The sequence below is a fragment of the Halomonas chromatireducens genome (assembly GCF_001545155.1).
GTDB lineage: Bacteria > Pseudomonadota > Gammaproteobacteria > Pseudomonadales > Halomonadaceae > Halomonas > Halomonas chromatireducens.
Map to the genome: position 1 here is coordinate 637,743 of NZ_CP014226.1, position 13,141 is coordinate 650,883.

A 13,141-nucleotide genomic window follows, 5' to 3' on the forward strand; every position below is an offset into this window, starting at 1 on the left:
GCTTGCACGCGAGCACCGGGTCGTTAGCTCAGTTGGTAGAGCAGTTGGCTTTTAACCAATTGGTCGTAGGTTCGAATCCTACACGACCCACCAGATTGACAAAAAAGCGCCCTCGCTTTCTGAAGCGAGGGCGCTTTTTCTATGGCGGTTAATTAAAAAATCTATGTAAATTCCCTCATGCCCGAGCTGCACTAGGTGGGGGTTATTCTCGCTTGTCTCAACGAAGGCCGAGGACGGATAAAATCACCACCACGATGACGATGGCGCCGACGATATAAACGATGTTGTTCATAATGGATTCCTCTGCGGCGCATGTTCCTGTTTCAGGATACTGCGGTATGGTTCGTGTTCTGATGGCGTCGCAGTCCTTGCGACGCGTAGCGTAACTCCCTGTACCGGCTGTTCCCTGCCTCACTCACACCAAGAATATGTCTTGGGCAGGGCCGCCGTCTGTGCGTTGGCGTACACTCGACTAAAAGTTGAAGAAGAGTTGGGCTGAATCGAGTGACCGATGCACCCCCGGTTCGGTTCGTCTCCGCTGGATGGGCAGGGTATTCATCTCAGTGGTGTAGCACTGGTGCCCATTTCGGCCATTTCGTTTGGTGTGATACATGGCCATGTCGGCGTTATGCATGAGGGTTTCGGCATCGTCGGCGTCATCGGGGTAGAGGCTGATGCCGATACTGAGCGTGATGAGGAGTTCATGACCCTCGATACGGTACGGCCTGCTCAGAACGGCAAGCAGTTTTTTCGCAACCTTGGTGGCGTCTTCTGGCTTCTTGATCTCGGCAAGCAGGATGGCGAATTCGTCACCGCCCTGGCGGCAGACAGTATCGATGTCGCGCATGCAATCGCGTAGGCGAGCGGCAACTGCCTGGAGCAAACTGTCACCCACGGCATGGCCGAGCGAGTCATTGATGGGCTTGAAGGCATCAAGGTCAAGATAGAGCAGGGCGACCAGGTGCCGGTGTCGTCGGGCTAGGCCGATGGCGTGGGAGAGCCGTTCCGTCATCAGCGCGCGATTGGCCAGGCCGGTGAGGGCATCGTGCTGCGCCAGGTAGGCCATCCTGTCCAGCATGACCTGAGACATGGAAGCGTCGCGAAACACGATCACGGCACCGGTGACGCGGCCGTCTCGGTCGTGGATCGGTGCGGCTGAATCCTCGATCTCAAGCTTGCTGCCATCCTGGCGGAGCAGTGCGCCATCCAGGGCGAGGCCTACCGCTCTGTTCTCTTCGATGGCCCGCCGCCCGGAGGTGATGGTTGTTTGCTGTGTCTTGCTGTCGACAAGGAGGAGCACTCGGGAAATGGGCTGGCCGATCGCCTCCGGTTCCGACCAGCCTGACAGAATTTCAGCCATTCGGTTCATGTAGGTGATTGCGCCCTGAAGGTCGATGGTCAGGACCGCATCGCCGACGGTGTTGAGGGCCACCCGAGTCCATGCCCGCTCGGTGTCCAGGGCCGCTGCGACGTCCCGCCTCGAGGCGTGGATCTGGGTGTGTCCTTGCCGCACAGGGTCCTGGGAGCGTACCGAGTGCAAGGAGGCTGATGGAGGCTGTTCAACCAGCGATTCGTCCCTCATTCAGTCGGCCCGGAAGCTGGCAGAGTCCATGGTGCGCGCGCCCAGGTGGGCAAGGGTGGCGTGGCCCACTGAGGTGCTCGAGCCCGAGTGGCAGGAGGCGAGATCAACAGAAACGTTGGCGTTGCCATGAGTCGAATTCCTTTCCGCCTGCGTATGAGCCCCGGTGGAGCGGCATGGCCTGGCCAGGCCGGGCGCGCGGCTTGGCCAATATCCCGCGAGCGTAGTAGCGTGACGGCATCGCTTCCGTGCGTTAGCGTACATAGCAATTGCTTGTTGTTCGCTATACCTTATGCGTCGGGACTACTATTTCTCCCGCACTCGGGGAGCTTTACCGACAAGGAGTGTCAGTCATGGCCCTGAAACAAGAACCGCGTCAGAATCATTTGCTTGCGGCCCTGCCCAAGGATGAATACCAGCGCCTGGAGCCCCACCTCAAGTTGGTAGAGTTGACGCTGGGAGACTCGCTGGCCGAGTCGGGAAAGGCGATGCGGCACGTCTATTTCCCGCTGGACTGCATCGTATCGCTGCTTTGCGTCATGGAGGATGGGGATTCGACGGAAATTGCCGTCGTCGGTGGAGAGGGTATCGTCGGTATCGCGCTGTTCATGGGAGGTGAGTCCACACCGAGCCGTGCCATCGTGCAGAGTGCCGGCAGCGCCTATCGCCTTGATGGGCAACTGCTGAAGGACGAGTTCGATCGCGCGTCAACGTTCCAGTATCTGTTATTGCGTTACACCCAGGCCCTGATCACCCAGATGGCGCAGACTGCAGTGTGCAACCGGCATCACAGCCTGGATCAACAGCTGTGTCGCTGGCTGCTGCTGAGCCTGGATCGCTTGCCGGTCAACGAGCTGGTCATGACCCAGGAACTGATCGCCAACATGCTTGGCGTCCGCCGAGAAGGCGTCACCGAGGCGGCCGGCAAGCTGCAGCGGGCCGGACTGATTTCCTACCGCCGCGGGCACATCAGCATTCTCGACAGGCCTGGCCTGGAAGCGCGTGTCTGTGAGTGCTACTCGGTCGTCAGGCAGGAGTACGACCGTCTGCTGAGCTTCCATCGCCCCGGCTGAAGGCCCCTTTCCTTATCGGGCCGGGTGGGTTCTCGCGCAGTGCCTGTCCTGCGTATGTATCCTGGCGCACCGACGGCATGTGAAGGACATGCCAGTGTTCTCTCAGCGGTCTATTGGTAATTTCCTGATCCCTTGCTTGCCATGTGCCCATCACCGATGTTTTCCACCGGGAGCGCGCCCATGAATTCTACACCCCCAAGTCCGATCACCAATCATCTTATTGACAGGTTGCCACAACAGGAGAGGGCATCGTTCCTTGCCGATTGCCAGGTCATTGACCTGGTGTTCGGTGAAGTGATTACCGAGCACGGAGGGCGGATTTCGCATGTCCATTTTCCCCTCGACAGCTTCATCTCCCAGATTGCCAACCTGAGCAGTGACCGGGAGCAGCTGGAAGTGGCGATGGTCGGCAGTGAAGGGATGTTGGGAACGCCCCTGATTCTGGGGGTCGATGAGTCACCCTGGCTCGCACTGGTACAGGGGGCAGGCCCGGCGCTGCGCATGCCGGCGGCTGTCTTTGGTCGCCACCTGGCGCAGAGCCCCACGCTTCAGGCGCTGCTGAAGCGCTATCTATATGTGGTCATGCACCAGCTATCCCGGGTGGCGGCATGTACCCACTTCCATCAGGTGGAGGCCCGGCTGGCGCGCTGGCTGCTGATGACCCAGGATCGTGCACACTCGGATGAGCTGCATCTTACCCACGAGTTCCTGGCCATGATGCTGGGGGTGCGTCGCGCCGGCATCACTTTGGCTGCCATGGCACTTCAGTCGCGCCGCCTGATTCGCTATCAGCGAGGAGACATCGTGGTGCTGGACCGAACGGGGCTGATCGAGGCTTCCTGCGGCTGCTATGCCTCTGATCGCAGCCTTTACCGTCGGCACATCACCGGAGGTGGCGCAGCATTAGACCTGCTGACGCGCCCTGGGGAGGCGTCAGCTGGAAAATCATGAGGTGACGGTTGCCTTGCGATCCAGGCTACGCCGAGAGTGTTGCCTTCGGCGGCATGCCAGGCAGTTTCGTCGCCTCGCAGGTTTTGGCATCCTGCATGCCGAGATTACCGGCGGCGCCTCAACGATGAGTACAGCGCGCCAGCGATAAAGGCGATGCCAATGGACATCAGCGGGTTTTCGCGGACGTGGGCGCTCACGCGTTCAAGCACATCATCGGCCCGCTGGCGCCCATGGACAGTTGCCTCTCGAATGTGCTCTTCGGCGCGGGATGCCTGCTCCCGAGTGTACTCCTCGGCCTTGCCAGCGGTTTCGGCTGCCCTGTCTACTGCTTCATGAGCCTTGCCCGCAACCTGATCGATGGTCTCGTGTCCGCTTGTTTTCATAGTCATGATCGTATCTTCCTTGTTGCTGTAGACGGGTTAAGGTGACCTGTCAGGTATGACGCTCATCGTCGCCAATGGTTTCTCTGACTATCTGCTGGTCGAGGGCGTCAGGCCCGGTCGTGGTGGTTAGCCGGCTTTTCACGTGCTCCCCGAGGGTGAGGAGGAACGCTGTCAGGGGAACGGCGAGGATCATGCCGACGACCCCACCCAGCACCGTTCCCCAGAACAGGATGGAGATCACGACCAGGGCCGGGTGCAGGCCTGAGCGATCGGCCATGATCTTGGGCGTGAGCAGCATGCTCTCCACCAGCTGTGTGACAGCGATGACCGCCAGCACCAGCATGACGAGCTGTGAGCCCCCTCCTGGCTGAAAATAGGCGATGGGAAGCACGGTGACAATGCCGACAATGAAGCCAAGGTAGGGCACGATGTTCAACAGCCCCAGGGCGAGACCCAGGAAAATTGCGGCCTCGAGGCCGATGACGGTAAAACCAACTGCCATCATCACTCCCATGATCAAGGCGATGGTCAGCTGTCCGCGGAAAAAGGCGGTGACGTAATTGATAAAGAGCTGAACCAGGTACACAACTTCGTTCTGCCGCTGCTTTGTGAACAAGAACAGCATCCCCTTGGCATGCTGCTTCATGCGACCACCGGAGAGTAGCGCAAAGAAGAGATACAGGGGCACGAAACCGAGGCCCACCAGGAAACCGATGTATTTCATGGTGCGATCAGTGGCCTCCTCTGCATCCGGAAGCATCGAATGGATCTCCATTTCGACGATGGCGTCTTCCACCAATGGCAATGCTCTCGGGAACCGGGCTGACAGGCTGGCGTGTCCGCGCTCGGCGATCTCAGGCACAGACTGGAAGAATTGGCTGCCCTGATGGATAGCCGTCGGCAGGATCAGCACCATCACCGTGAGAAACAGGCCGAAAAGGATCACAAAAAGAGAGATCACGGCGCCGAGCCGGTTCATACGTAGGTGGCGCTCGAAGCGTTCTACGATCGGGAGCAAGATCAAGGCCATCACCCCCGCGATGGCAAGAGGGAAGACCAGGGAGTGCAGGGCGCCGATGATCTGCCCCAGAACCCAGATGATGAACACGACGGTGCCAACCAGGGTGACGGCGCTGAGTGCGACAATGGTGTAACGAAGCAGCCGTTGTTCGCCGGGTGCAAAGTCGATTTGCGTTCTCTTTTCGAAGCTCATGGGTTTCCTCTACCGCTCAATATGCGGTCCTGACACCCCTTGACCCATATATGGATAGCGGTGTATGGGCACAAGATGTCGGCCCTCTGGGCCTGGAGATCATGAAAAGAAAAGATATTTCAGCTTAGGCGCAAGCGGGCGACTCTTCGGTGCGCTACCACACACAGCGCCGCCGTCCGGTGATGCAGAAACTCGTGGACCTGTCTGAAAAAAATGGATTCTCATAAGTTAGGCACCGCACAGACCAGGCCGGGATCAGCAACTATTTTCTCAGTATCACCCTGTTTTTACATGCGTTCATGGTTAGAAGAAGAATCCAGGTTAAACGAGCGTCTGGAGTAAAGGTCATGAACAAGGATCAGGTCAAAGATAGTTCGAGTAAGGATATGGCTAAGGAAGTTGCCGACGACACGCGCACGGAGAAGAAGGGTAAAGTCGAGAATAATGGCGACAAGGGTGGCTCCGTGTTGGGAAAAATCAATGACGATGCCAAGAAGGAAAAGAAATGAACGATCCAGCAGTACAATCAAAGAGTAGTTACGCCGTCGCCGACGATATGCAGGCAGGCGCCATGTTGCTCAGTGCTTCCACCATAACTGGCGATGACGTATATAACATGCAGGATGAAGAGCTAGGCAAGGTTCTGGACGTTATGCTTGATATAACCGAGGGCAAGATACGTTACGCAGTCTTGGCATCGGGCGGTTTTCTGGGCATGGGTGATCGCCTGTTCGCTGTGCCCTGGAAGGCATTGAAGCTCGACACGCAGAACAGACGGTTCTTGCTAGACGTCGATGTCGAGCGCCTAAAGAACGCACCGGGCTTCGACAAGGATCAATGGCCGAACATGGCTGACGCTACCTGGAATTCGACCATTGAGTCCTACTACGCAGCTGATCGGATTTCTCAGTAGGCATAGTGCGGAAGGTCCGGGTAGTAGTATCTACCCGGATCCATCGTGCCGACGAGATTATTCTGGCCTTACCGTCACGATTGCAAATCCTTGCGCAGGGACTGTTCCAACTTCTTGGTCGCGGTGATATCCAAAAGGGTGATCACCACGCCGTCTATGACATTGTCCAGCCGGCGATAGGGCATGATCCGTACTGTAAACCAGCGGTCGTCGGTGGTAGTGATCTGCTTCTCGGAGAAGGCCAGGGTGTTCAAGGTGTCAAGGGCGTCGTCGTTAAGTTCCGGGTACTGCAGGGTGGTGGTGAGGTCACTAAGGGGGCGGCCGATGTCGCTTTCGCGAATGCTGATGATCTTTGATGCCCGGTCGGTGAAGCGACGGAGGTTCAAGTTCTGGTCGAGAAACAGAATGGCTATCTCAATGCTGTTGAGCAGGTTGTTCATATCGCTCTGAGCGAGGGCGAGATCGTCGAGCTTGGTCTGCATCTCCGCGTTGATGGTTTGCAGCTCTTCATTCATGGACTGCATCTCCTCCTTCGAGGTGGTCAGCTCTTCGTTGGTGGACTGCAATTCCTCATTGGTCGATTGCAATTCCTCGTTGGCTGACTGCAACTCCTCCCGGGAAGCCCGGTTTTCCTCACGCAGGGTCTGGATTTCATCCTGGCACTGTTGCAGCTCGGCGGCATGGGCCCGTTGCGCTGCTGTTGCCGACTTGCTTTTGCTGGCCGGGCCGGCATGAGTCTGGGCGATGTCGCGAAATACGATCATCGTCATCCCGCGCAGGGTGGAGGGCTCTCGCAGCGCCTGTACGGTGATGTCGACGCTCTGCATGCCGCCGCCGGGCAGCTGCACCTGAAGGCCTTGCAACTGTAGCGGCTCGCGCTGGTCCGCAGCCTGGCGCAGGGCGCTGCCGATGGGCGTTCGCAGGCCTTCCCGCACCATGGCGTGAAAATTCCAGTTGGCCTTGCCGGCGGCAGGCTCCAGGTACTTTCCCGTGCGCCCGCTGATGTAGACGATATCACCCTCATCGTTGACCACCACCGCGGCAGGGGCGTAGACCTGCAGTAACACCTGGTCGGCCGCCGCTTGCAGGTTATCCTTTGGCTGGGAGGGTGAGTGATTGGCGGGCACGGGAAGCTCCTTGGCTATCCAGGAGAGGGGTGGAAACGCCTTTACCGGCAATCGGGTGTCACCGCTCCGGGTATTATCCTGGCGCCGATAAAGCCGCAGCTTGGCTTGAATGGGAGCAAACAACTGAGTGTTGCGCCCTACCGTCTCCGAGCTCCCCAGTAACAGTACGCCCCCGGCGCGCAAGCTGTAGTGAAACAGGGGAATGAGTCTGCTTTGCAGGCTCTGGTCGAAGTAGATCAGCAGGTTGCGGCAGGAAATGAGGTCGAGGCGGGTGAAGGGGGGGTCAAGTACCACATCCTGCTGGGCGAACAGCACCAGGTCGCGGATATTGCTGTTGATGTGATAGCCGTTCTCATGGGCGCTGAAGAAGCGCGCCAGGCGCTCCGCCGAGACGCTCGTTTCGATATCGGCGGTGTAGTGCCCACGGCGTGCGGTGGCAATGGCGTCCGGGCTCAGGTCCGAGGCGAATATCTGCAGGGTAACGCCATGGGCTTGTGGCAGCTTTTCCAGCACCTCGGTAAAGACCATCGCCAGGGAGTAGGCCTCTTCACCGGTTGAGCAGCCGACCACCCAGGCACGCAGGTGGGGCTCCCTGGGCTGTTGCGTCAGCAATTCGGGCAGGGTGGTTTCCGCCAGATGCTGCCAGACCGGGGCATCGCGGAAAAAACTGGTGACTCCGATGAGCACTTCCTTGAACAGCAGGTCGATCTCCTGGGGATTGTGCTGGAGATAATCTGCGTAAAGCGCCAAGGTGGCGATTTCGTGGATCGCCATGCGCCGCTCCATGCGGCGGTGCAGGGTGCTTGGCTTGTAGAGGGAGAAATCGTGGCGAGTTTGCAGTTGAAGCAGGCGAAGAATGCGCTTCAAGGGCGTTGAATCGACTTCAGGTTCCGGTTCTTCTGCTTCCACACCGGAGGTGCCTGGGTTGGACGCCTGGGCAACGCAGGCCAGGATGCGGGTGGGCAAGTCGCCAGGCGGGGCAATGATATCGGCACAGTTTGCAGCGATGGCACTGTTGGGCATGGCATCGAACTGAGCTGAGTCGGGCTGTTGCGCTGCCGTGATACCGCCCACGGCCTTGATCGCCTGCAAGCCCAGAGTGCCGTCGGAGCCCATGCCGGACAATACCACACCGATGGCTTGCTCCCCCTGGGCGATGGCCAGGGAAGAAAACAGCACGTTGATGGGCAGGCGCAGCCCCCTGGGTTCCATGGGCGCTGCGAGCTTCAGCAAGCCGTCGACAACGCTGATTTCCGCATTCGGCGGAATTACATACACGCAGTCGGGCTCGATGGGCATGCCCTGGGTGGCTTCCCGTACGGGCATCGGGGTGACGCGCTGGAGTAATTCCGGGAGCAACGCCTTATGGGTGGGATCGAGGTGCTGTACCACCACATAGGCCATATGGCTATGGGGAGGGACCTGGGCCAGAAACTGTTCCAGCGGCGCCAGGCCACCGGCGGAGGCGCCAATGCCCAGAATGCGTGCGGTCACCGGAGCATCGCCGTTGGCTTGGCAGGTGTCACAGCGTCCATGGCGCAGAGCGGTAGACCGGGGTTACTCGGCATTGGCGCACTCGCAGCAGACCAAAAGTAAATGCTTGCGTTCTGGTGCGAGGGAGGCAAAGCACTGCATGTGCCGGGTCCCTGTGCTTCCTGCTGTCTCGGCTACGCAGGAAGCCCTGGCGCCGCTCTGTGCGACCTGCTGCAGCAAGCCAAGCAGCTTTGGCCGGCTTTGAGCGAGCAGGAGCGTGTCGATGGGATGTCCCTCGAACTCGTCTCGTTCGATTCCAAAAAGCTCCGCGGCGGCAAAGTTACCCTGAATAACGTTACCCTCGAGGTCGACGAGCAAGTAGCCAAGAGGGGCGGAGTCGAAAAGTGTCCGGTAAAGGCTCAAATCCTCGACAAGCGCACGTTCATTGGCAGCAATTTCCTCGTTCTGCAAGTCAAGCTCCACCTGGTGAACCTGCAATTCATGGAGCAGCTTGAGGGCATCGTCCGCGTTATCGGGATTACTGGACAGGCGATGGAGCAGGCGCAGGGCGTCAACGCCCACCGACCCGTGACTCGCGGACGGTGCCGTGCCCGCCTGCAGCTGCGCTTCAGCCTTGTCTCGCAGCTGTATATAGGCATTGGTTTCATTAATGATTATGGGCATACGAGACTCCAAATCTCACTCACCGGATACAGTTTTCATTGTAGCTTAACGCGACAGAGATAAAAATGCACTTTTCAGGTGTTTTCGGGAGGTTCTTATTGTTCAAGGCAATTAAATGATTGGCAGAGATAGCCCTGTCGTGCTGATTCTGCGTGGTTAGTGACATAAATTAATTGCGGTGTTTCGGAAACTTTTTTCCGGCATTTGGACAAAGAAAAAGGTGCTTCCCTCCCAGATTTTTACTGTTGCCTGTCACTTTAAGTTACAGGAGTTCAGGTGCCGTTGAATGAAGAAATGGTGGGTTCGAGTTTTATTTTTACAATAGCGAAGATTGCCTTTTCAGGTGTAGTGATTATGGCCCTCTATCTCTGAATTTCGAACCTTTCCACGAATCTGTCATTCTCGTGCTATTAATGCTGGCTGTGGACCGTGCAAACCGTGGACTGTTGAGTGCAAACGTGTGGATGGACAGTCTGACTCGCAGGCTTATCTGGATATTGGACGTTCGGTAACCAACGTAAAGGCCGTCTATCTGGCGAATTCGATCAGCGAGGTGCGCTTCGAGCCAGATAGGCATCCATCAGGCGCGCGAGTCGGTGTACGGCCGATCGGCGCTGCGGTGCGTCAGTTGGCGGCAACGCCGCGTTCATCGCTTGGCGATGATCCACACGGCGTGAACGATGCCGGGAATGTAGCCGAGCAGCGTGAGCAGAATATTGATCCAGAAGTGCTTGCCAAAACCTTCCTGCAGGAAGACGCCGAGCGGTGGCAAGAGGATCGCAACGATAATGCGTAACAGGTCCATTGGCTGCGCTCCTGAGTGAGATGGGTTACTTTTTGGTCGCCACGGCCCGGCATTTGTCAGTGCTTTGTCTGCAGCATCTCTTCGCGCTGGCTCTCCGCCCGCGCAGCGCCGATCGCGGTTTCAACCTTTTTCACTTCCTCGGGGGGCGGCAGGACCGCCGGCAACCCGAGCGAATCGATCCACAATTCGCGGAGGAACCCCTTCGTGTGGTGGAGGTGGTGCTCTTCTTCCTCCCCCACCGCGTCAAACGCGGCCTTGAGCGGGCTGGTTTCTTCCCCCTTGCCTTGATCGGCCAGATGCCCAATCAGTTGCCAGTTCTGAAGATCCTTGGTTTCCGCCAGAACCACGCACTCACCGGCCACGAGTTGAGCGGCCGCAGCACTGGCGTTCGCCTTTGCCATTTCCATCGCGGTGACCAGCGAATCGCCGAGGTGGGCAACCACTTCCCGGCCGGGCGTTACGGTGTCCGGATTCAGTCCCAGTTCCTCGAACACCTTCAGCAGTAGTTGCTCGTGGGTGCGGGTCTGCTCAAGGTACTCCTCCCATTCACCTTTCAAGTCTTCGTTCTGTGCACATCCCAACGCGGCCTCGTAGATCTTTATCCCACCGCGTTCCGTTTCAAGAGCCTGATACAACAACTCATGCAGCTGTTCCTTGATATACGGATCCCTTTTCACGGTCTTCTCCTTACCACGTGCAAGACGGCGCGCCGACAGGCGGGCTGCGTCACTCGGCTGGGTTCAACAATGCGGCAGATGCCGGCCAGTTGAATGTCCAACAATAGGTAAGGAGGCGCTACCGCGTCGGTGCAGTTGCGCACATAGCCATTCGGCTTTTTGGGCGTGAGTCGACTGGCCAGCAGTAACTTTCTGGTCCGTCCTCAGAGCTTGGCGCCTGGGCCCAGTTTCGAGGTCCACTGAAGGGTGCTAAGTGATCTGGATACCAGTGGGCAGGGGACAGCGTTGTTGTGTCTGGTAGCGCACAGACGCTACGCCGAAAGCTGGCAAAACTCAGCTTGGAAGCACGTCGATTACGATGCTGCATACGCGTCGCAACCCTTCTCTTGCGCGTCATGCGCACATGCCGCGCTTCTTGTGAGCACCTTCTGTGCACGTGCGAATTGGAAATCCATCAGAGAGCGAGCATTCGACTGAATGCTGAGGAGTGTGTAATGACACCATCGAATCCAGGTCCCAATCGCCGCAGCGCGAGCAGCATGCCCGACCCCACTGGTAACGTGGCGCCGAAACAGAAAATTGATGAAGACACCCGCGAAGCGAAACGCGAAGTGGGCGCCGAGGCGCGCGAGAAGGCCGAAGCCGGACAGCACCGGCTCGCGGATGAGACCGACGCCCTGTCGGATGCCATCGATGCAGCGGCATCCAGTCTCGACGATCAAGACCGCGAAGGCCTGGCGCGCTATGCGCGCGAGTTGAGCAGCAACCTCGCGAAGGCGGCCGAACAGCTCGAAGGCCGCAGCGTCGATGAGCTGGCGAATGATGCCAAGCGCCTGGCGCGGGACAATCCCGCGCTTTACATGCTTGGCAGCATTGCAGTCGGCTTTGGCTTGTCGCGGTTCTTCAAGGCGAGCGCGGAGCGCGACCACGACGATGACGGCACATACCGGAACGATGACACTTCACGGGATGACGACGCCTATCGGCCCGACGCTTACCGCAGCGATAGAACTTTTCTGGATGACGACATCTCGACAGGCACGCCGGTGCAGCCACGTGAACGGGACATGATGGAAATGGACAGCACATCGACTGCCCCGCGCAGCGGTGACGGGAGGGAGATGCCATGAAGCAGAAACACGAAATGGCGCAGGGCGGCTCGGCGCCAGCGGAGAGCCGCGAACACGGTACCGAATCAATTGCCGATCTGATTCGCAACCTCGCCACAGACCTGTCCACGCTGCTCGGCAAAGAGATCGAGTTGGCGAAATCTGAAGTCGGGGAGTCCGTCTCGGAAGCGAAAACGGCAGTCGGCGCGATAGCGACGGGCGCTGCCATCGCCATGGCGGGGCTCGTTGTGCTGCTCATGAGCGCGGTTATTGGGCTCAGCAACGTCGTGGACCCCTGGCTCGCGGCGCTGATCGTCGGCACGGTAGCACTCCTAGTCGGTTACCTGATGGTTAGTTCGGCCAAGAAAAAAATGAGCGCTCACTCGATCGTTCCGGATCGCACGCTGGCGTCCACAAGGAAAGATAAAGAAACATTAAAGAGGGCAACCCGATGAACAACGCTACCGATACGCACAGCGATGACATTCACCGCGACGAGGATCAACATGACGGGGCGAAAAGCCCGGAACAGCTGGAGCGTGAAGTCGACCAGGCCCGCGCCCGCCTCGGCAGGACCGCGAGCGAGCTGTCCGATCGGCTTTCCCCTGGCGAGCTCATCGACCAGGCGCTCGGCATGGCCCGCGAACACGGAGGAGAGTTTGGCCGCAACCTGGGAGCCCAGGTGAAAAACAACCCGATGCCGGTGATACTCACCAGCATCGGCATCTCGTGGATGATGATGTCGTCCCGCAACAATGTCGCTGGGCGTGCCGATGACACATATGATAAGAGCACAGGCATGGACGGGCACAGTGTCAAGAACGCGCTTGGAGATATCGCCGCGAAATCTCAGGACAAGGCCGCCGCAGTGGGTGATCGCGTGCACGGTGCAACCGCGAACATGAATGAATCGATGCAGAACGCCCGGGAAAATCTGGTGCAGTTCTATCGGGACCAGCCGCTGATCGCGGGAAGCCTCGGCATCGCTATCGGCGCTGCCCTGGGGGCGCTGGTACCGCCGACCGAGATCGAGGACGACATGCTTGGCGAAGCGAGAGATCGCAGCGTCGGTGCCGCGAAGTCCAAAGCTGCAAGGACGTACGGCGAGGTTCGCGAGTCGGCGCGGAAGGAATGAACCGTTCCTGCGTCAGATA

The 13,141-nt window shown here is 58.7% G+C and carries 14 protein-coding genes and 1 tRNA gene; 8 read left to right on the forward strand and 7 right to left on the reverse strand.

The window, feature by feature from the left end; all coding sequences use genetic code 11:
- Positions 1–17 precede the first annotated feature (17 nt).
- Positions 18–93 (forward strand) — tRNA-Lys (locus LOKO_RS03020).
- A gap of 379 nt (positions 94–472) precedes the next feature.
- On the opposite strand, the gene LOKO_RS03025 is transcribed toward LOKO_RS03020, so the two are convergent.
- Entirely contained in the window at positions 473–1,513 is a 1,041-nt protein-coding gene (locus tag LOKO_RS03025; protein ID WP_201025353.1) for a diguanylate cyclase domain-containing protein, read from the reverse strand.
- Between the two features lie 419 nt (positions 1,514–1,932).
- Here LOKO_RS03025 and LOKO_RS03030 point away from each other — a divergent pair, with 419 nt between their 5' ends.
- Complete coding sequence (locus tag LOKO_RS03030) at positions 1,933–2,652, forward strand: Crp/Fnr family transcriptional regulator (RefSeq protein ID WP_066444858.1); 720 nt, start codon at positions 1,933–1,935, stop codon at positions 2,650–2,652.
- 180 nt (positions 2,653–2,832) lie between these two features.
- Positions 2,833–3,603: a Crp/Fnr family transcriptional regulator gene (locus LOKO_RS03035; RefSeq protein WP_083517403.1), complete on the forward strand. Its 771-nt coding sequence runs from the start codon at positions 2,833–2,835 to the stop codon at positions 3,601–3,603.
- Between the two features lie 104 nt (positions 3,604–3,707).
- On the opposite strand, the gene LOKO_RS03040 is transcribed toward LOKO_RS03035, so the two are convergent.
- Together LOKO_RS03040 and LOKO_RS03045 are read right to left on the reverse strand one after the other, a co-directional pair.
- A complete protein-coding gene (locus tag LOKO_RS03040) occupies positions 3,708–3,992 on the reverse strand; it encodes an ElaB/YgaM/YqjD family protein (RefSeq protein WP_066444861.1) in 285 nt (94 codons plus the stop codon).
- 43 nt (positions 3,993–4,035) lie between these two features.
- Positions 4,036–5,199, reverse strand: coding sequence for an AI-2E family transporter (locus tag LOKO_RS03045; RefSeq protein ID WP_066444863.1), 1,164 nt, complete (start codon positions 5,197–5,199; stop codon positions 4,036–4,038).
- A gap of 347 nt (positions 5,200–5,546) precedes the next feature.
- Here LOKO_RS03045 and LOKO_RS19600 point away from each other — a divergent pair, with 347 nt between their 5' ends.
- Together LOKO_RS19600 and LOKO_RS03050 are read left to right on the forward strand one after the other, a co-directional pair.
- The gene (locus tag LOKO_RS19600) at positions 5,547–5,708 is read left to right on the forward strand and encodes a hypothetical protein (RefSeq protein ID WP_158509921.1); all 162 of its coding nucleotides are present in this window, start codon (positions 5,547–5,549) and stop codon (positions 5,706–5,708) included.
- Positions 5,705–6,112 carry a PRC-barrel domain-containing protein gene (locus LOKO_RS03050; protein ID WP_066444866.1) on the forward strand — a complete coding sequence of 136 codons (408 nt, stop codon included), beginning with the start codon at positions 5,705–5,707 and terminating at the stop codon, positions 6,110–6,112. Before LOKO_RS19600 ends, LOKO_RS03050 begins: the two co-directional genes overlap by 4 nt.
- A 74-nt stretch (positions 6,113–6,186) precedes the next feature.
- Here the strand turns inward: LOKO_RS03050 and LOKO_RS03055 are convergent, their stop codons facing one another.
- From LOKO_RS03055 to LOKO_RS03065, 4 genes are all read right to left on the reverse strand, one after another.
- Positions 6,187–8,733, reverse strand: coding sequence for a chemotaxis protein CheB (locus LOKO_RS03055; RefSeq protein ID WP_201025354.1), 2,547 nt, complete (start codon positions 8,731–8,733; stop codon positions 6,187–6,189).
- Positions 8,734–8,796: 63 nt separating this feature from the next.
- Positions 8,797–9,396: a PAS domain S-box protein gene (locus LOKO_RS03060; protein WP_066444871.1), complete on the reverse strand. Its 600-nt coding sequence runs from the start codon at positions 9,394–9,396 to the stop codon at positions 8,797–8,799.
- A gap of 646 nt (positions 9,397–10,042) precedes the next feature.
- Entirely contained in the window at positions 10,043–10,201 is a 159-nt protein-coding gene (locus LOKO_RS18550) for a YqaE/Pmp3 family membrane protein (protein ID WP_083517404.1), read from the reverse strand.
- A 56-nt stretch (positions 10,202–10,257) separates the two neighbouring features.
- Positions 10,258–10,878 carry a DUF892 family protein gene (locus tag LOKO_RS03065; RefSeq protein ID WP_066444873.1) on the reverse strand — a complete coding sequence of 207 codons (621 nt, stop codon included), beginning with the start codon at positions 10,876–10,878 and terminating at the stop codon, positions 10,258–10,260.
- A gap of 494 nt (positions 10,879–11,372) precedes the next feature.
- Between LOKO_RS03065 and LOKO_RS03070 the strand changes: the two genes are divergently transcribed.
- Genes LOKO_RS03070 through LOKO_RS03080 form a run of 3 tightly spaced genes read left to right on the forward strand, consistent with a single transcriptional unit; the run spans position 11,373 to position 13,122 of the window.
- On the forward strand, positions 11,373–12,008 hold the full coding sequence (locus LOKO_RS03070; RefSeq protein WP_066444874.1) for a hypothetical protein: 636 nt from the start codon (positions 11,373–11,375) through the stop codon (positions 12,006–12,008).
- Complete coding sequence (locus LOKO_RS03075) at positions 12,005–12,442, forward strand: phage holin family protein (protein WP_066444876.1); 438 nt, start codon at positions 12,005–12,007, stop codon at positions 12,440–12,442. Before LOKO_RS03070 ends, LOKO_RS03075 begins: the two co-directional genes overlap by 4 nt.
- A complete protein-coding gene (locus LOKO_RS03080; protein ID WP_066444878.1) occupies positions 12,439–13,122 on the forward strand; it encodes a DUF3618 domain-containing protein in 684 nt (227 codons plus the stop codon). Before LOKO_RS03075 ends, LOKO_RS03080 begins: the two co-directional genes overlap by 4 nt.
- Positions 13,123–13,141: the final 19 nt, after the last annotated feature.